The organism is Clostridium sp. DJ247 (assembly GCF_014231265.1).
Genome location: NZ_JABAIW010000020.1, coordinates 60,129 through 77,197, shown reverse-complemented (window position 1 = coordinate 77,197; position 17,069 = coordinate 60,129). Strand labels below are relative to the sequence as shown.

19 protein-coding genes are annotated in these 17,069 nt (G+C 30.7%); all 19 read right to left on the bottom strand.

What is annotated here, in order from left to right; translation table 11 throughout:
- Positions 1 to 87: 87 nt before the first annotated feature.
- The 19 genes from HGI79_RS10070 to HGI79_RS09980 all read right to left on the bottom strand — a co-directional run bounded on the left by HGI79_RS10070 (position 88) and on the right by HGI79_RS09980 (position 17,061).
- Positions 88 to 468 (bottom strand): RidA family protein, encoded by a 381-nt coding sequence (locus HGI79_RS10070; RefSeq protein WP_185650584.1) that lies wholly within the window; start codon positions 466 to 468, stop codon positions 88 to 90.
- Between the two features lie 392 nt (positions 469 to 860).
- A complete protein-coding gene (gene yqeK / locus HGI79_RS10065) occupies positions 861 to 1,427 on the bottom strand; it encodes a bis(5'-nucleosyl)-tetraphosphatase (symmetrical) YqeK (protein ID WP_185650583.1) in 567 nt (188 codons plus the stop codon).
- A gap of 63 nt (positions 1,428 to 1,490) precedes the next feature.
- The gene (nadD, locus tag HGI79_RS10060) at positions 1,491 to 2,096 is read right to left on the bottom strand and encodes a nicotinate-nucleotide adenylyltransferase (protein ID WP_185650582.1); all 606 of its coding nucleotides are present in this window, start codon (positions 2,094 to 2,096) and stop codon (positions 1,491 to 1,493) included.
- Positions 2,097 to 2,259: 163 nt separating this feature from the next.
- Entirely contained in the window at positions 2,260 to 2,550 is a 291-nt protein-coding gene (gene yhbY, locus HGI79_RS10055) for a ribosome assembly RNA-binding protein YhbY (RefSeq protein WP_185650581.1), read from the bottom strand.
- 14 nt (positions 2,551 to 2,564) lie between these two features.
- Positions 2,565 to 3,842 (bottom strand): GTPase ObgE, encoded by a 1,278-nt coding sequence (gene obgE, locus HGI79_RS10050; protein ID WP_185650580.1) that lies wholly within the window; start codon positions 3,840 to 3,842, stop codon positions 2,565 to 2,567.
- Positions 3,843 to 4,052: 210 nt separating this feature from the next.
- Complete coding sequence (gene rpmA / locus HGI79_RS10045) at positions 4,053 to 4,355, bottom strand: 50S ribosomal protein L27 (protein WP_185650579.1); 303 nt, start codon at positions 4,353 to 4,355, stop codon at positions 4,053 to 4,055.
- 4 nt (positions 4,356 to 4,359) lie between these two features.
- Positions 4,360 to 4,686, bottom strand: coding sequence for a ribosomal-processing cysteine protease Prp (locus HGI79_RS10040; RefSeq protein ID WP_185650578.1), 327 nt, complete (start codon positions 4,684 to 4,686; stop codon positions 4,360 to 4,362).
- Between the two features lies 1 nt (position 4,687).
- The gene (gene rplU / locus HGI79_RS10035) at positions 4,688 to 5,002 is read right to left on the bottom strand and encodes a 50S ribosomal protein L21 (RefSeq protein WP_185650577.1); all 315 of its coding nucleotides are present in this window, start codon (positions 5,000 to 5,002) and stop codon (positions 4,688 to 4,690) included.
- A 121-nt stretch (positions 5,003 to 5,123) separates the two neighbouring features.
- The gene (locus HGI79_RS10030) at positions 5,124 to 6,563 is read right to left on the bottom strand and encodes a ribonuclease E/G (protein WP_185650592.1); all 1,440 of its coding nucleotides are present in this window, start codon (positions 6,561 to 6,563) and stop codon (positions 5,124 to 5,126) included.
- Positions 6,564 to 6,659: 96 nt separating this feature from the next.
- Entirely contained in the window at positions 6,660 to 7,373 is a 714-nt protein-coding gene (locus HGI79_RS10025) for a TIGR03936 family radical SAM-associated protein (RefSeq protein ID WP_185650576.1), read from the bottom strand.
- Positions 7,342 to 9,201, bottom strand: coding sequence for a TIGR03960 family B12-binding radical SAM protein (locus HGI79_RS10020; RefSeq protein WP_185650575.1), 1,860 nt, complete (start codon positions 9,199 to 9,201; stop codon positions 7,342 to 7,344). Before HGI79_RS10020 ends, HGI79_RS10025 begins: the two co-directional genes overlap by 32 nt.
- Before the next feature lie 137 nt (positions 9,202 to 9,338).
- Complete coding sequence (locus tag HGI79_RS10015) at positions 9,339 to 10,196, bottom strand: M50 family metallopeptidase (protein ID WP_185650574.1); 858 nt, start codon at positions 10,194 to 10,196, stop codon at positions 9,339 to 9,341.
- Positions 10,197 to 10,220: 24 nt separating this feature from the next.
- Entirely contained in the window at positions 10,221 to 10,664 is a 444-nt protein-coding gene (locus tag HGI79_RS10010; RefSeq protein ID WP_185650573.1) for an endopeptidase, read from the bottom strand.
- Positions 10,665 to 10,806: 142 nt separating this feature from the next.
- Positions 10,807 to 11,184: a methylglyoxal synthase gene (gene mgsA / locus HGI79_RS10005; RefSeq protein WP_185650572.1), complete on the bottom strand. Its 378-nt coding sequence runs from the start codon at positions 11,182 to 11,184 to the stop codon at positions 10,807 to 10,809.
- A gap of 11 nt (positions 11,185 to 11,195) precedes the next feature.
- Positions 11,196 to 12,335, bottom strand: a complete 1,140-nt coding sequence (rodA, locus tag HGI79_RS10000) for a rod shape-determining protein RodA (protein ID WP_185650571.1) — start codon at positions 12,333 to 12,335, stop codon at positions 11,196 to 11,198.
- Positions 12,336 to 12,417: 82 nt separating this feature from the next.
- Positions 12,418 to 12,687: a cell division topological specificity factor MinE gene (gene minE, locus HGI79_RS09995; protein WP_185650570.1), complete on the bottom strand. Its 270-nt coding sequence runs from the start codon at positions 12,685 to 12,687 to the stop codon at positions 12,418 to 12,420.
- A 16-nt stretch (positions 12,688 to 12,703) separates the two neighbouring features.
- Entirely contained in the window at positions 12,704 to 13,501 is a 798-nt protein-coding gene (gene minD, locus HGI79_RS09990; RefSeq protein WP_185650569.1) for a septum site-determining protein MinD, read from the bottom strand.
- A gap of 14 nt (positions 13,502 to 13,515) precedes the next feature.
- A complete protein-coding gene (gene minC, locus HGI79_RS09985) occupies positions 13,516 to 14,148 on the bottom strand; it encodes a septum site-determining protein MinC (protein ID WP_185650568.1) in 633 nt (210 codons plus the stop codon).
- A gap of 195 nt (positions 14,149 to 14,343) precedes the next feature.
- Positions 14,344 to 17,061, bottom strand: coding sequence for a penicillin-binding transpeptidase domain-containing protein (locus tag HGI79_RS09980; RefSeq protein ID WP_185650567.1), 2,718 nt, complete (start codon positions 17,059 to 17,061; stop codon positions 14,344 to 14,346).
- Between the last annotated feature and the right edge of the window lie 8 nt (positions 17,062 to 17,069).

Sequence of the window (17,069 nt, the reverse complement as noted above, 5' to 3'; positions counted from 1 at the left end):
ACTTTAGACTGATAAAAAGTTTTTAACGTGCTGAAGTTTGGCAGCATATTCCGGAGTATAAGTTAAATTTCAACTCTACCCCTATAACTAATCTACTAAAGCTATTACCTCTATTTCAACTAAAGCATCCTTAGGAAGTTTTACTTCAACGCAGGATCTTGCTGGCATATCTTTTTGAAAATATTTTGCATAAACTTCGTTAACAGCTGCAAAATCACTCATATTTTTTACAAATACAGTACTTTTTACTACCTTATCAAAAGTTGTACCGGCTTCTTCTAATATTGCTTTTATGTTTTCTAAAGCTCTCTCAGTTGCCTTTGCTATATCATCGTTTATTAATTCTCCTGTAGCAGAATCTAGTGGAATTTGACCTGATGTAAATAACAAATTTCCAACTTTAACTGCTTGTGAATATGGACCAACTGCTCCTGGTGCTTTTGTTGTGCTTATTATTTGTTTTTCCATAGTAAAAAACCCCCTATTTTTATATAATGTATGTATTAGATACTTTTATTAGTTTATCCAAACAATATTATTATATCAAAATTATTCAATCTATGTTAAGTTATTTAACCTTTTTCTTATACTTATATATAGCTACAACTTAAATTTAATTTATACGTAGGGATATGCTGCCAAAACTGAAGGCACATTTAAAAACTTTTTTTGTCAGTCTTAGTTCGTGTTTTTAGAAAATCTTAGGGCCTTATATATGTTTGAGCATAGCGAGTTTATATAAGGTTCTTAGATTTTCAAAAACACGAACTTTAGACTGATTAAAAGTTTTTAACGTGCCGAAGTTTGGCAGCATATCCCGGAGTATAAGTTAAATTTCGGGCGTGGTTATTTATATAGTACTATCTTTTAATTAGTATATAGTTTCTTCCATACACAGTATTCTTATGTAAAAGTTCACCCTTTTCTATAACAAACTTTATAGTGTTATCAAAAGCTTTTAGTAGAGCTTTATCCAAATCTTCAAATGCCATTTTTCTTAATTCATCTACTCCAGGAAAATCTCTTGAAGGCTCTATATAATCAGCTATATAAATTATTTTTTCTAGTGTGCTCATATTTTCTCTTCCTGTAGTATGATATATTACCGCATTAAGTATATCTTCATCTTCAATGCCCATATTTTCTTTAGCGATAACTGCAGCAATAGCCCCATGAAGTAGTTGAGGACTATTTTTAAACACTTCATCTATATGCAGCTTATGTTCATTAGCTATTTTTATAAGCTCTTCATTTTTCATATTTTTAGCACAGTCATGTACAAGACCCGCAATTTTGGCTTTATTAGTATCTACATTGTATATTTCCGCTAATTTTACAGCTGTTTTTTTTACCCCTAGGCTGTGTTCATATCTTTTAGATTTTAGGTTAGCCTTCAAATAATCTTGTATCTTATCTTCACTCCACATCTAAATCACTCCAGACTATAAAACATTTTATTATATTAAATTTTCATTATTTATTTATATGTGCTAATCTCTATAAAGATTCAGATGTTTAATCATACGGTAAACACTTTCAGGCACAAGGTAGCTTACATTTTTATCTTCTTTTATACTCTTTCGTATCCTGGTAGATGATATATCCATAAGAGGAATGTCTAAAAATGTAATCTTGCTGCTATGTATTTTCTCAATTTTATCTTTTTGATTCATTATGCTTTCCATAGAATATCCCGGCCTGTTAAATACAACGAATTCACATAATTGAAAAATTCTATCTGCACTTTTCCAACTTTCTATATCCATAAGACAATCAACACCTGTTAAAAAATACCAAATAGTGCTTTTTTCTTTATTATTAAAGTATTCTAAAGTTTCATAAGTATAACTTGGCTTTATTTTGTTTATTTCATAGTCGCTTATATCAAAACAATTTTCTTCTTTTATAGCTGCACTTACCATTTCATATCTTAAATGAGCATCTGTAATGCTTTTTTCTAATTTATGTGGTGGGTTTCCTGACGGCATAAATATAACTTTATCTAGATGTAGTTTATATAAAGCCTCATAGGCTATATGTATATGTCCGTTATGAATAGGATCAAAAGTTCCACCAAAAATAGCCTTTTTAACCATTTTATTTTCCCCACTAATTTAAAGTATATTAGTTCAAATTACAATAAAATAGGGTTAAATGTCCAAATAGCATTTAACGGGCAGTTTTTCAATAACAACTCACTATAAGAAACTGCCCTGGAGTCCCTAGACAAAAACCCCATATAAATTAAGTTTTACTTTATTAAGGTAACTGAATTTTAGGATTCTTCTTAGATCTTCTATAAAGTACTAGTTTGTTTCCTATAGATTGAACGCCTTCACAACCTAATTCTTCACATATTATGTCTGAAGCTTCTCTAGCTTCATATCCACTATTATTTAATACAGCCACTTTAATAAGTTCTCTCGCTTCTAACGCATCATTTATTTGTTTTAAAAAGTTATCCTCAATTCCATCTTTACCTACTTGGAATATAGGTTCCATAGTATTAGCAAGAGATCTTAAGTAACTTCTTTGTTTACTTGTAATCATATTTACCCTCCAAATTAAATTAAGAATTCAAATTCAAAATCATTAAGCCTTACTAAATCTCCATCTTGAATTCCCATATCAATAAGTTCCTGCATTACACCCTTATTTTTTAGTACCTTATGGAAATATCTTAATGCATCAGGGTCATTTACGTTAACACTAGCTAACAATCTATCAACAAAACTTCCCTCAACTACATATATATAATCATCTTCTTTTCTTATAGTATAAGTAAATCTCTTTTCTTCAGGAATAAATTTTTCTTCTTCTTTTATTTCTAAATCAACAACAGGAATAGTGCTTAATATTCTAGCAGCTTCTTTCATTAACTCATCTACACCTTGCTTTGTGGCTGCAGATATTTTAAATATTTTATCATATCCAAGTTTGTTAACTTTTCTTTTAAAATTTTCAAAAATTTCTTCATCATAAAGCATATCACTTTTATTTGCAGCAATTATTTGAGGTCTATCCCAAAGCTTAACGTCATATTTTTTTAACTCCTCATTAATCTTAAGGAAATCTTCATATGGATCTCTACCTTCAACTCCAGATATATCTACTACATGTATCAGAAGTCTAGTTCTTTCGATATGTCTTAAGAATTTTATTCCTAAGCCTACACCTTCTGCAGCACCTTCTATAATTCCAGGTATATCTGCAATTACAAAACCTTGAATTCCTGGCACATCAACTACACCTAAGTTTGGATTTAATGTTGTAAAATGATAGTTTGCTATCTTTGGCTTTGCTTTAGTTACAACTGAAAGCAAAGTTGATTTTCCAACGTTAGGAAATCCAAGTAAACCTACATCTGCTAATACTTTTAATTCTAGTGATATCCATCTTTCTTCTCCAGGCATACCAGGTTCAGCAAAATCTGGTGCTTGCCTTGTAGGTGTACAAAATCTCACATTACCTTTACCACCTCTACCACCTTTTGCTACTACAAACTTATCTCCTGGATGAGCTAAATCTGTCATTATTTTGTTAGTTTCTACATCTCTTATTACAGTTCCCATAGGTACTTTTATATATAGATCGTCACCATCTTTTCCAAAACATTTAGATCCTGCACCGTTGCCGCCTCTCTCAGCAATATATTTTCTTTTATATGTAAAATCTAAAAGTGTTGTCATATTAGGATCTGCCACTAAGATCACATCGCCACCATCGCCACCATCGCCACCATCTGGTCCACCAAGGGGTATGTATTTTTCTCTTCTAAATGAAACTGATCCATTTCCACCGTCACCTGATTTAATAAAAACTTTAGCTGTATCTATAAACATTCTACTTCACTCTCCTTCTTATATAATGATAAGGATTGCTAAAACATATTTAATTATAACATTCTTCGAGTAATATATTTAGTAATATATTAAATTTTATTCTATACGTAAATAATATTAGTATGTGTTATTTTAATACATTTATTAATTGTAAATGTATTATTTTTACTGTTTAAAAAAGCACCCTATATTAGGGTGCCTTCATTCATATTATTCTGCTACAACTACTTCTACATCTAAAGGATATACGCTAGCTTTCTTTTTGTCTTTTCCAACTCTTTCGTATTTAACTACTCCGTCGATTTTAGCAAAAAGAGTATCATCTGATCCTTTTCCTACGTTGTTTCCTGGATGGATTTTAGTTCCTCTTTGTCTAACTAATATGTTTCCAGCAAGAACAAATTGTCCATCAGCACATTTAGTTCCAAGTCTCTTAGCTTCACTGTCTCTACCGTTTCTTGAGCTACCTACTCCTTTTTTGTGAGCAAATAACTGAAGGTTAATAAGTAACATTGTACTACACCTCCTCCACATTAATATTTATATATTCACCGAAACTTATTTCTATACTTTTTAAACCAAGCAACATAGTCTCCATCAGTACTTGACATTTTTCTATATCATCAAGGCATAGCTTTTCCAATGAAAAATTTAAGAAACCATCATTAATAGAATAATCAATCTTTAATTTTAACACTTCAAGAATACCAATTAATATAGTCTGCGACACAGCTGAAATAGCACTACACACCATATCATATTCTGCATCCACAGATTCAGCATGCCCTGTCATAATAACTGAAACTAAATTACAAGATTTTTTTTTAAAATTTACACTTACCATACTATGCGTTTATTTTTTCTATTTGTATCTTAGTGTATGGTTGTCTGTGTCCTTGTTTCTTTCTATAGTCTTTCTTTCTCTTATACTTAAAAACTATAACTTTCTTACCTTTTCCTTGAGCTAAAACTTTAGCAGTAACATTAGCTCCTTCAACTACAGGCTTTCCAACAACGAACTCTCCGTTTTCCTTGCTTACTGCAAGAATATCGCTTAATTCAACTGTTGCATCAACTTCAGCGTCAAGTTTTTCAACGTATATAACGTCTCCTTCTGCAACTCTGTATTGTTTTCCTCCAGTAACTACAACTGCGTACATAAAAACACCTCCTCAATCCAGTCTCGCCAATTAAGGTACATAAAAACTTTATGATTTAAAACCTAATCTGTGCGGTCTACAAAAGCCATTTTAACACATATACTAATACTTGTAAAGTTTTTTACTCATAAATTTTAAATGTATGTAAATTTTGTATTTGGTTCATAAATATCAGAGCCTCTACCTTAAATTGTTCCTCACTTGAATATGTAACATAAATGCGCTTATCTAACCCATTGATATTCTTAACAAAGTCTAATATGTCACCTTCTATATCTTTTTTATAAATTTCATTCAGCTGTATATGTATATCTTTTATATCTCTATGTTCATCTATTCTTATAATTTCATTTCTTATAAGCATACATAAATATGATAACTTAATTCTCTTACCCTTTCCATAGCATAATCCACAATCTTCTTCTATATAATCATATATAGATTTCCCCATTCGTCTTCTTGCAATTTGAACTAGGTTTAGTTCAGTGAAAGGATATATTACAGTTTTACTTTTATCATCTCTAAAGCCTTCTTTAAGTTTTTCCATAACTTTTTGTTTATTGTTATCATTATCCATATCGATAAAATCTACGACTATAATACCACCCAAGTTTCTTAACCTTACCTGTCTTCCAATCTCTTCAGCAGCTTGATAATTTGTGATGTAAGCAGTTTTTTCCATAGAATTACCTTTTACATTCTTTCCTGAGTTAACATCAATTACATGCATTGCCTCAGTCTTATCTATAACTAAGTATCCTCCACAATTTAAATAGATCCTATTGTTCCTTAAACTTAGTATTTCTTTTTCAATACCGTAGTAACTAAATAGTGTTCTTCCTTCTTCATGTAATTTCAAATTCTTCTTTACTTGTACAGCATCATCTAAAAAATCTTCTACAAACTTGTAATCATTTTCGTTATCTACATATATTCTAAAGCTACTATTATCCAATTTATCTCTTAATACTCTTCCTAAAATTCCACCATCATCAAATATAAGTCCTGGTTTTGTAGAATGCTTAGCTTTAGCACACATTTGATTATATACTGAATATAGCTTTTCTATTTCCTCATTTATTATATCTACTGAAGTCTCAGCGGCATTGGTTCTAATCATTATTCCTATATCTTTAGGTTTTATAATATGTTTAATAATACGTTCTTTTATACTTTTATCCTCTATTTTCTTCGAAAAGCTTATATCTTTATTAAGTGTAACTAGCACACAGTATCTACCAGGTATGCTTAATGCGTTAACAACCTTAGCACCTTTATTTCCAACATCTTCCTTGACAACTTGTATTAATAGCTCTTCGCCTTTCTTTATGTTGGTATTTTTAAATTTAGTATCTAAATACATGTATGCATTTTTCTTATATCCTATATCTATAAAAGCAGATTTTATGGCAGGTACAATATTTTTTACCACACCTATATATATTTCTCCTGGGTATGGCTCTGTACTATTACCTTCTATAAGACATTCTTTTAATTCATCATTTTCTTTTACAGCAATCCTTAAAAGTTCTTTCTGTCTTTCGATGAATATTTCTTTCAACATATCACCCTCTTTTTTAAATTGAGAGTTGAGAACTAAAAATTAAACATATCTAATTTCTAATCCTCAACTCTCAACATATTTTATCCCTTAAGTTTATATCATTTTAGCGTATTCATAAAGCGGTACTAATTTTTTCTTAGTTTCAGCATACATTTCCTCTCTTTTTATATCTACAAAAGAGTTTACTTTAGCTCCTGTTGTATTTTCCTGTATAAATGCTGCTAAAAGCTCAGGTGATAGGTTTTCTCTGCTACCACAAGAGATTATAGTATTAATAACTAGTGCATTCTCTCTAATTTCATACTCAAAATTCTTTATCATAGGTTTAATATCTACGGTATTTTCCCCACTCTTACTCTTTTTTATAGTAACCCACTGACTAGAACTCAAAAGCTTTTTTATTTCTTCATCTAGGCATTGTATATTATCATATTTTATAGCTATATGGTATTTTGCTGCATCAATTGCTGCCATAGACTTAAAAACTTTTTTATTTTGCTCTTCTTTTATTTTAACAACTTCTATAATCCTTATTCCCATAGGGGCACTGGAATTTAAGTTATCTTTTATTATATTGTTATCTATTTCTTCTTCAAAAGCTACATCCATGTAATCCCCAGAAGAATAAACCCCTACTGCTAAAGGCTGAGCCATGGACATATTTATGTGAGGGTTAAACCCCTTAGAATACTCTGCGGGAAGTCCTGATCTTTTTATCATTCTCTGAATTGTTCTCATAAAGTCTAAGTGTGCTATAAATTTTATATTACTTTCTTTACTGAATTTTATTAAATAACGCACCTTCAAAGCACTTCCCTTCTAGTTTTTTATTCACACCGCAATTTGTACATCCTTCTCTGCAGTCTGGTGTTACTTCAGCTTTTTTAGCTAGTTCATTTTCTCTTATTAGGAACTCTTTCGTTACTCCTACATCTATAAAGTCCCAAGGAAGTATCTCATCATAACTTCTTTCTCTATATGCATAAAAGTCTCCATCTACATCGCATTCTTTAAAAGCTTCCATCCAAATGTCATAGTTAAAGTATTCAGACCAACCATCGAATTTTGCACCTTTTTCGGCAGCTTTAATTAAAACATTGCAGAGCCTTCTATCTCCTCTTGCAAATATAGCCTCTAAATAGCTTACAGGAGTTTCGTGCCAATTATAAACAATATTTCTGCTCTTTATTGCTCCTCTTAAAGCTTTGATTCTATCTTTTACATCTTCCATTTTTATCTGAGGTACCCATTGAAATGGAGTAAATGGTTTAGGTACGAATATTGAAGTACTTACAGTAACTTTCAAGCCTTTTTTTCTCTTTTCCTTTGGAACACTAAAATATTGATCTACAACTTTTTGAGATAAATCCGCGATTCCTTCAACATCTTCTATAGTTTCATAAGGAAGCCCAATCATAAAATATAATTTTATTGTAGACCAGCCTGCTTGAAATGCACTTTTAGTAGAGTCCATTAAATTTTGTTCAGTAACGCCTTTATTTATAACATCTCTCATTCTCTGTGTTCCTGCCTCAGGAGCAAAAGTTAGTCCAGTCTTTCTAACCTTTTGAATCTCATTTATCAAATCCACTGAAAATGAATCTATTCTAAGAGATGGTAGTGAAACCCCAACTTTATCTTTTTCATGTTTTTCCACAATACTATATATTAAATTTTTAATATCAGAGTAATCACATATACTTAAAGAAGTTAATGATAACTCCGAATATCCTGTATTTTTTATTAATTTTTCTGCTAACTCTAATAATTTATCAGTTTTCTTTTCTCTTACAGGTCTATAAACTATACCCGCCTGACAAAATCTACAGCCTCTAGTACAACCTCTAAAAGTTTCTAATACTATTCTATCATGTACTATATCTGTATAAGGTACAATCAAATTTTCTGGGTAAGCCACATCATTAAAATTTGAAATTATCCTTTTCTTAATTTTTACTGGCACATCATCATATAATGGCTTAAATTCTTTTATAGTTCCGTCCTCATTATAATCAACAGTATAAAGAGATGGTACGTATATTCCTTCAATATGAGATAACTCTCTTAAGAACTCTTTTTTCTTACCCTTACCTTTATACTTCTTATACAAATCCATAATTTCGTGCATCTGCTCTTCGCCTTCACCTAAGGCAAAGAAATCTGCTATATCATATAGTGGCTCAGGATTATACGCACAGGGTCCACCGCACATGATAATCGGATCATCTTCTCCTCTTTCTGAAGCCCTTACAGGTATTCCACTTAAATTAATCATATTTAATATATTAGTGTAGCTCATTTCATACTGAAGTGTAAATGCTATAAAATCAAAGTCTTTTATAGGATCTTTACTTTCTAAACCATACAATGGTATGTTATTTTCTCTCATGAGATTTTCCATGTCTGGCCATGGAGCAAAAACTCTTTCGCAGAAAGTATCTTCTCTCTCATTTAAAATGTGATATAAAATCCTCATACCTAAATGTGACATTCCTACTTCATAAACATCTGGAAAACAAAATGCATAACGAATATCTACTTTATCTTTATCCTTATTATAGGAATTAAACTCTCCACCTATATAACGCGACGGCTTTTCTACTCTAAATAGTATATCATCTGAAACTCTATTCATTAAAAATCCTCCTCTTGTGTTTATCTGCTATAAAACACCAAGTATCTATAGTACTTCCAGTGCTTGTAACTTTAGATTTATCCACATTTTTATATTCTAACATATTAATATATAAATTAAAATGTTATTTCTTCATACTACTTTGTTTCAATATTTTCTATTTTCATGAACTCCTCTATTGTAATATTCCCATATTGTTTAAGGGCAATTAATATCTCTTCTTCGTATACTATATCCATAACCTTTAACTCTTCATCTAAAACTGTGAAAACGTTATATTTATTTTTATCAAATAAAGACACTGCACTTAATAAATTCATTTTATAATAAATAGATGTGTTTTTGTTTTCTATATGTCCTCTTTTTATAAACTTATGCCTTTTCCTTACAATATCCCCCATAATTATATATGCTATCCTCTCATTCTCTCTTAATGACGATACTATTATAAATAAGCCAATTATACCAATATTAAAATTATTATGCCCCTCCAAAAATAGCAGTATATAAAGAAACATAAGAAGTATGGCAATTATAATACTTACACTTATCATAATTTTATTTGCTCTTTTATATATGAATCTAAAGTTTAATATATCTCTTAGTATTCTACCTCCATCTAGCGGAAATGCTGGAATAAGATTGAATAAACCAATGGATAAATTTCCTTTAAATAACATATATAGCTCGTTATATTGAAAATTCTTATATAAAAAATAAAATATTATACATAAAATTAAATTAGCCATAGGTCCCGAAGCTGATATAATTAAATCTTGTTTTGGAGAAGCTTCATCCAAATCTTTAAGTTTTATAGAAGCCCCGACACCTATAAGTTCTATATCAAAACCTGAAAAACCATAGAACTTAGCAAAAGCATAATGAATAAATTCATGAAAAATTACAATAAAAAAAGAATATACTAACTGACCGTTATATCCAATATAAACTAAAAATATTATATAAGGAATAAAATATTTGCTTATCTTAACCACAAGAATACCTCTACAAATCATTTTTTATAAGTATTTCATTCCTTCTATAAGTAAGACAATTTTATCTTTTTCAACACTATTTCTAGCTTCATTACTTATAATTCTTTTTCTAAACTGTTCAATAGTATTCATAATTTTATATTGTATTTGTTTTAAATCAATACTTCTAATATTTTCTTCTACCTGTTTATAATCATATGTTTTATTTACAATATTTTTTGAATAATTATAAACAGCCTGTGTTTTAGGCATAGAAACTATCTTACAGGAAATGATAAATATAAATAATAAAAGCACACCTACTAAATCTCTTATTATTCTTTTAATTAAATAACCTTTTTTATTAATACCTAAGCTTACCAAACCTGAATTCTTGCTATAATTATTATAAGAAGGTGAGTATACTGCTCTTCCATTCTTTTTTAAAGAATTGTAATAACTTTCATATTCTGATTCATAACTTCCCATACATACCCTTCCCCCATTTCTTATTGTTATTCTTACTCTTTGGCACTTTGCAATTACTGATATATATATATTTTCATATATAATATTTTATGACAATAGAAAAGCCCTAATGGCATAACCATTAGGGCATGTACAAGATTTACTAGCAGTCTCCATGATGCTTTAAAGCTTTTACAAATATTTCTGCTGAGCCAATGTTAGTGGCAAGTGGAACATGATGAACGTCACATATTCTAAGAAGCGCAGATACATCTGGTTCGTGTGGCTGTGAAGTAAGTGGATCTCTTAGAAAAATAATAAAATCCATTTCTCCTTGTGCAACCTTTGCTCCTATCTGTTGGTCTCCTCCTAAAGGTCCAGATAAAAATCTATGTACCTTTAACCCAACTATTTCTGAAACAAGACCGCCGGTAGTACCAGTTGCAAAGATCTCATGCTCTTCAAAGTACTCTTTATACCTTTTTACAAAGTCTACCATATCATCTTTTTTCTTATCATGTGCAATTAATGCAATCTTCATAATTACTCCCCCTAAAAATTAATTTTTTTTCTTCTCATTCCTATATTTAAAACAAGTCCTAAGCTTATGAAACTTGTCAACATAGAACTACCCCCATAGCTCATAAATGGTAATGTTATTCCTGTTATAGGCATTATACCTATAGTCATTCCTATGTTTTGTAATATAGAAAATAACATGGTAGATATCATTCCTATACAAATTACGGATCCAAAAATGTCTTTGGAATTTTTAGCAATATTTATAAACTTATATATTAGTATCCCATATAAAATTAAAAGTATTACAGCTCCAATTAATCCCCACTCTTCCCCTACAACGGAAAATATAAAATCAGTATGTGCTTCTGGTACAAAGCCTCCCGATATTTGTGTACCTTTTAAAAAGCCTTTACCTAAAATTCCTCCTGATCCTATTCCAATTTGAGATTGTATAAGCTGAAGTCCTGTTCCTAATTCATCTGCTTCTGGATTTAAAAATGATACTAATCTAGCTTTTTGATAGGATTCTATAATTGATGAATTCCATACGATAGCAACAGCAATAATTACTCCCAATATACCACCGCCTATTACCTTTAAATCTAGTCCAGCTGAAAAGTAAATTCCAAGCACAATAAAGAAGCAAACCATAGTCATTCCCATATCAGGCTGTACTACTATAAGAAGCATAGGCAGCGCTGCATAGGCAGTTAACTTTAAGAAGTTCTTCCAATCATTTATTTTTCCTTCCATATCATTTAATTGCTTTGCCAGCATTATTATCATTCCTATTTTAGCGAATTCCGATGGCTGCATTGAAAAACCACCTATTTTAATCCATGATGCAGCTCCATTAACTGTAGATTTAAATATGGATATACGATTTAATACAAGTAAAAATATCCCGAACCAATAGATTATATTAGTATAACCTTGTATTACAGAATAATCAAATACTAATATAAAATAGCTTAAGATTAATCCAATAACTAGCCAAATTAGCTGAGCTCTTAAATAATAAGCACCAACCGATTGCCCGTTTACAACTTGTAAATGTTTAGCGCTATATATGTTTAAAGAACCAAATACTACTATAATAACTACTATAACAATAGCAGTAATATCTAATTCTCTGAATAGTTTTTTTCCTAATATTAGCTTGTTAAGCATCTTACTTTATCCCTCCAATACAAATACGATTATACCATATTGAAAAAAAAATGCTATGTATAATTTTATACATAGCTACAATTTATCTATCAACTTTCATTTTCTTAATAGGAATACTTGCTATTAATGCTGGCGAATCTCCCTCAATTTCTTCCATCTTGGTCATTTTTACATCTATTTCTCCAGTATCAATCTCTACATACTTTGAAAGAACATTTAGTATATCCTCTTTTATAGACTCTAATAGTTCCGGAGAAACACTTGCTCTATCATGTATTAAAATTAACTTTAATCTTTCCTTTGCCATATCTTTTGGAGATGGCTTTTGTGAGAATATCTTAAACAATTCCATTTCCTTTCCTCCTTGTTTATTTAATTCTAAACATTCTCTTTATTGAGGAAAATATACCTTCCTGAGTATCACTTAAATCCATGAAGGGTATTGCTTCACCAGTTATTCTTCTGGCTATATTTCTAAAAGCTTGTCCTGCAGAAACCTTGTTATCTAATACTACGGGTTCTCCTCTATTAGTTGAAATAGTTATATTTTTATCATCTGGAACTACACCTATCAATTCTATAGCTAAACTATCAAGTATATCATTCACATCTAGCATATCTCCACTTTTAGTCATCTGATAATTTATTCTATTAACTATTAATTGATGGTTTTCTAAGCCTTTAGCATCAAGCTTTCCGATAACTCTATCAGAGTCTCTTACAGATGTTACTTCAGGATTTACTACTATTAAAGCTCTATCTGCGCCTACTATAGCATTTTCAAATCCTTGTTCAATTCCTGCTGGACAATCTATTATTACATAATCAAATTCTTTCTTTAATTCGTTTACTAAATTAAGCATTTGTTCTGTAGATACATCATCCTTATCCTTTGTTTGAGCTGTAGGCAGTAGATAAAGATTCTGCAACCTCTTATCTTTTATAAGAGCTTGCTTTAATCTGCATTTATTTTCTATTACATCTATCAAAGTAAAAACAATTCTGTTTTCAAGCCCCATTAACACATCTAGATTTCTAAGTCCAGTATCTCCATCAATAACCACAACACTTTTACCAAGTGCTGCAAGACCTGTTCCAATATTGGCCGTAGTAGTAGTTTTACCTACTCCACCTTTGCCTGATGTAACTACAATAGCTTCTCCCATTTACATTACCTCCATTAAATAAACTTATTAGGCAAATATGGTTCTACAATTATTGTATCACCCTTAACTTTTGCAACTTCAGGATACTGCGGCTTAACGTTATCTTCTGGTGATCTTGTCATTATATCTGCAATTTGCAGTATTTCTGGCTGTAGATAAAATGCAGCTACAACAGCTTTTACGTTTCCGCCAAACCCAGCATGAGCATATCCCCTAAGGGCACCAAGAACGATTATGTTTCCACCTGCATATATTTCTGAACCTGCATTTACATCTCCTATAATAACTATATTTCCGGGGTAATTTATGATTTGACCACTTCTAATAGTTCTTCTTAAAAACTTTGTGCGTCCTTCATAAATTCCCGAAAACACTTTGCTATTTTTTTCTTCCTTGTTCTCAAGTATACAGTCCTTTATTAAAAACTGTTCAAATAAAATATCCTTTAGTTTACGAAACTCCTTTTCATTTATGTACTTAAGCTGAGTTGTTATCTTAATAGTACATCCTTTATAAAACATTTTACCAATAGATAACCTTCCAATTAAAACTTCGAGCATTTCCTCAAAATCTTTAAACTTATTCATGTTAATTATTGCATTTATTCCATCCCTATTACCTTTAATAATTATATTATCATCTAACATATTAGACCTCCAAAAGCCACCTTATCTAATATTTCAACATAATATCTATAAATCCTTCTAATGTTTTAGTTTTATTTAAAAAAAGATATATATAAGCAGTTTTTTACTTATATATATCTTTTCCTAGTATTATGCAATTCTTTGCTTTTAAAGATCTTTAGTAAAACCTACCTACATACATACTATTGTTTTTAATTATTGTTCATTACTTTGTGTATTTGTACTTTCATTACTATTTTGTGCACCATTTTGTTGAGTTCCATTTTGATCATTAACATGAAAATATGCAGAATATATATCTCTTGCTACATATGCAGCTCCTGCTCCTTGACCACCATCAAATATCATAACACATACAGCTATTTGTGGATTATCTACAGGTGCAAAACCCACATATTCAGCATAGTCAGTTCTTCCGTAGGCTTCCTGATTAGTTAAGCTGGCAGTACCAGTTTTACCTGCTGTTTTTATAGGAAAGTTTTGAAAGGCACCAGCTGCAGTTCCTTTTTCGTTAACTGCAATCATTCCAGCTTTAACTGCTTCTATATTCTCAGGTTTCACTCCAGTTTTTTCTATAACTTCGGGTTTACTGTTATCTTCAATTACTTTTCCATTAGCATCTAAAAATTTATCAACTAAATGTACTTTATATCTTGTTCCTCCATTGGCAAGAGTTGCAATATAATTTGCCATTTGAATTGGAGTAAAATGATTCATACCTTGACCTATAGAAGCATCATAAATATTAGCTCCTACTCTCAACTGACTATTGGCATCCGAAACTGTTATATAATATATTGCATTAGTTATAGTATTCATTTCTTTAGTACTAATACTTTTTCCATTATATTGAGGATCTAGCTGTGTTAAATCTGTCAGCTTTTTTTGATAGTTTAATTTATCAAATGCCTTGCTACCTTCTTTAATAGAGTTTTGTATTAGAGTTTTAATATCCATTTTTAATGCTTTAACTTTATCTGAATCATCATCATTATCATATAAGTCAATTGGAATAAACTTACTTCCTCTGTTATCACTTCCGTTTTTAAGCATGGCCATAGTATTCCATAAATAAGTATTGGCAAATAGATTCTTGTTAGAGGTAGCATTATACACTTGACCAAAATTTTCTGGTATTTCTATGCCTGTAGCTGGCTTAACATTTGAATTAGGATCTGCTCCTAGTCCAAATTTCCAAGCATATTTAGCTAAAATATCATCACCAAAAGCAGTTCTAAGAAGTTTACCTACTGTCATAAAGTAAGGATTACTTGATTTCTCTATTGCTTTTGCTAAATTTACCCATCCATTTCGTCCATCAAGCTCAAAATATGTAGGTATTCCTGAACCTTTATCAAAATACCCCTCATCATCTACACTATAATCCGGAGTTATAACTCCCGTTTCAAGACCAGCAATTGCCGTCATTGGCTTAAAAGTAGATCCTGGTGGAACTAATGATTGAGTAGCGTAATTATAAAATGGCTTTGGATATATATCATAACTATCCTGTCTTATGGTTGTGTTATTTTTTATGCTTTTATCTAGTGGAAATAATATATTTAACACATCCTCTTCACTTTTTCCTGAATAATAAGACATTAACCCTCTTTGTTGAATATATTGTCTTCCAAACTGTGCTAAATCCGGACTGAAAAATTTATTATATGACTCCTGTGACAAACCTCCTGGTACAGCAAAGAAATTAGGATTATAACCAGGTCTGCTTACTAGAGCTAGTATAGCTCCTGTGTTAACATCTATTACTGCTGCCGCTCCTCTAGTGGCATTTGCTGTATTAGAACGTAACTGACTATAAGGATTTGCCCTTAGCTCTGCCATTTTTTTATCAAGTGCATTTTCTGCCGCTGCCTGCACATCCTTATCTATAGTAAGCTGAATAGTCTGACCTGGATAAGGTTCTCTACTTCCAAGTTCCTCTATTATTCTACCCTGTTTATTAAGCTTTACAATTCGTCCGCCCTTTGAGCCTTTAAGTCTGTCTTCAAATTTACTTTCTATACCTGCAACACCAATGTAATCAGAACTTATATCATAACCTTTTGATTCATATCTATCTTTATCTTTATCATCATTTAATGTAATCTTAGATATATATCCTAAAAATGCAGATCCTAATTCTCCATTAGGGTAAGTTCTTATTGGCTGTGTGTTTACATCTATTCCTGGCAGGTCATTCAACATTTGTAAAAACTTAAAAGCAGTCTCTTTTTTTATATTGTTTGCCACTACTATAGGTTTATATCCTGAAAAACTTTGCATTTTCATAGCATCTTTTACTATCATAAATCTTCTTTGCTGTTCCAAAGAATATTTGCTATCAATTTTATACTGTTTAACAAGGTTATTAAAGACTTCTTCTGGAGTTATTTTTAATACTTCATCGGCAATTTTAGTCTGATCTTCTTTTGTTAACTCCTTTTTATCTTTAAAAAGTTCTCTTTGTTTTTGTTCATAAAATCCTCTGTCCTTCTTAAATCTCAATTCAAGAGCTTTTTTAGTCTCAGCATCATCACTCCTGAATTCAAATCTAAAGGGACTTACTTTAAGTTCAAAGTCATCCTGTTGGGCTTCACCATTTTCGTCTAGAATTTTAAACACCTTGTCCATTGTATCGAAAAATTTCTTATCATTTTCATCTGTCTGATTATACACAAGCACATACATTTTATCACTTGATGCTAATATGCTACCATTTTTATCTATTATGTTTCCTCTAGGTGCAGCATCTGGAATTTCTCTTATGGATTTATTGTCAGCTTTTTCCTTATACTCTGCTCCTTTAACTATTTGTAAAAGGAATAACTTAGATGCTATACCAGTAAATATAAAAATCATTATCATTGTCAACGCAGTATATCTAGTGAACTTTTTATCTTTATCTTTAATCATAAGATCAC

Coding starts and splice junctions, on each gene's coding strand:
- HGI79_RS09980 (WP_185650567.1), bottom strand. CDS start 17,061: ATGATTAAAGATAAAGATAAAAAGTTCACTAGATATACTGCGTTGACA.
- HGI79_RS10040 (WP_185650578.1), bottom strand. CDS start 4,686: ATGGTAAGTGTAAATTTTAAAAAAAAATCTTGTAATTTAGTTTCAGTT.
- rpmA (WP_185650579.1), bottom strand. CDS start 4,355: ATGTTACTTATTAACCTTCAGTTATTTGCTCACAAAAAAGGAGTAGGT.
- obgE (WP_185650580.1), bottom strand. CDS start 3,842: ATGTTTATAGATACAGCTAAAGTTTTTATTAAATCAGGTGACGGTGGA.
- minE (WP_185650570.1), bottom strand. CDS start 12,687: ATGGAATTGTTTAAGATATTCTCACAAAAGCCATCTCCAAAAGATATG.
- yhbY (WP_185650581.1), bottom strand. CDS start 2,550: ATGATTACAAGTAAACAAAGAAGTTACTTAAGATCTCTTGCTAATACT.
- rplU (WP_185650577.1), bottom strand. CDS start 5,002: ATGTACGCAGTTGTAGTTACTGGAGGAAAACAATACAGAGTTGCAGAA.
- HGI79_RS10020 (WP_185650575.1), bottom strand. CDS start 9,201: ATGAATAGAGTTTCAGATGATATACTATTTAGAGTAGAAAAGCCGTCG.
- rodA (WP_185650571.1), bottom strand. CDS start 12,335: ATGCTTAACAAGCTAATATTAGGAAAAAAACTATTCAGAGAATTAGAT.
- nadD (WP_185650582.1), bottom strand. CDS start 2,096: ATGGTTAAAAAGGCTATTTTTGGTGGAACTTTTGATCCTATTCATAAC.
- minC (WP_185650568.1), bottom strand. CDS start 14,148: ATGTTAGATGATAATATAATTATTAAAGGTAATAGGGATGGAATAAAT.
- HGI79_RS10010 (WP_185650573.1), bottom strand. CDS start 10,664: ATGGGAAGTTATGAATCAGAATATGAAAGTTATTACAATTCTTTAAAA.
- HGI79_RS10070 (WP_185650584.1), bottom strand. CDS start 468: ATGGAAAAACAAATAATAAGCACAACAAAAGCACCAGGAGCAGTTGGT.
- mgsA (WP_185650572.1), bottom strand. CDS start 11,184: ATGAAGATTGCATTAATTGCACATGATAAGAAAAAAGATGATATGGTA.
- yqeK (WP_185650583.1), bottom strand. CDS start 1,427: ATGTGGAGTGAAGATAAGATACAAGATTATTTGAAGGCTAACCTAAAA.
- minD (WP_185650569.1), bottom strand. CDS start 13,501: ATGGGAGAAGCTATTGTAGTTACATCAGGCAAAGGTGGAGTAGGTAAA.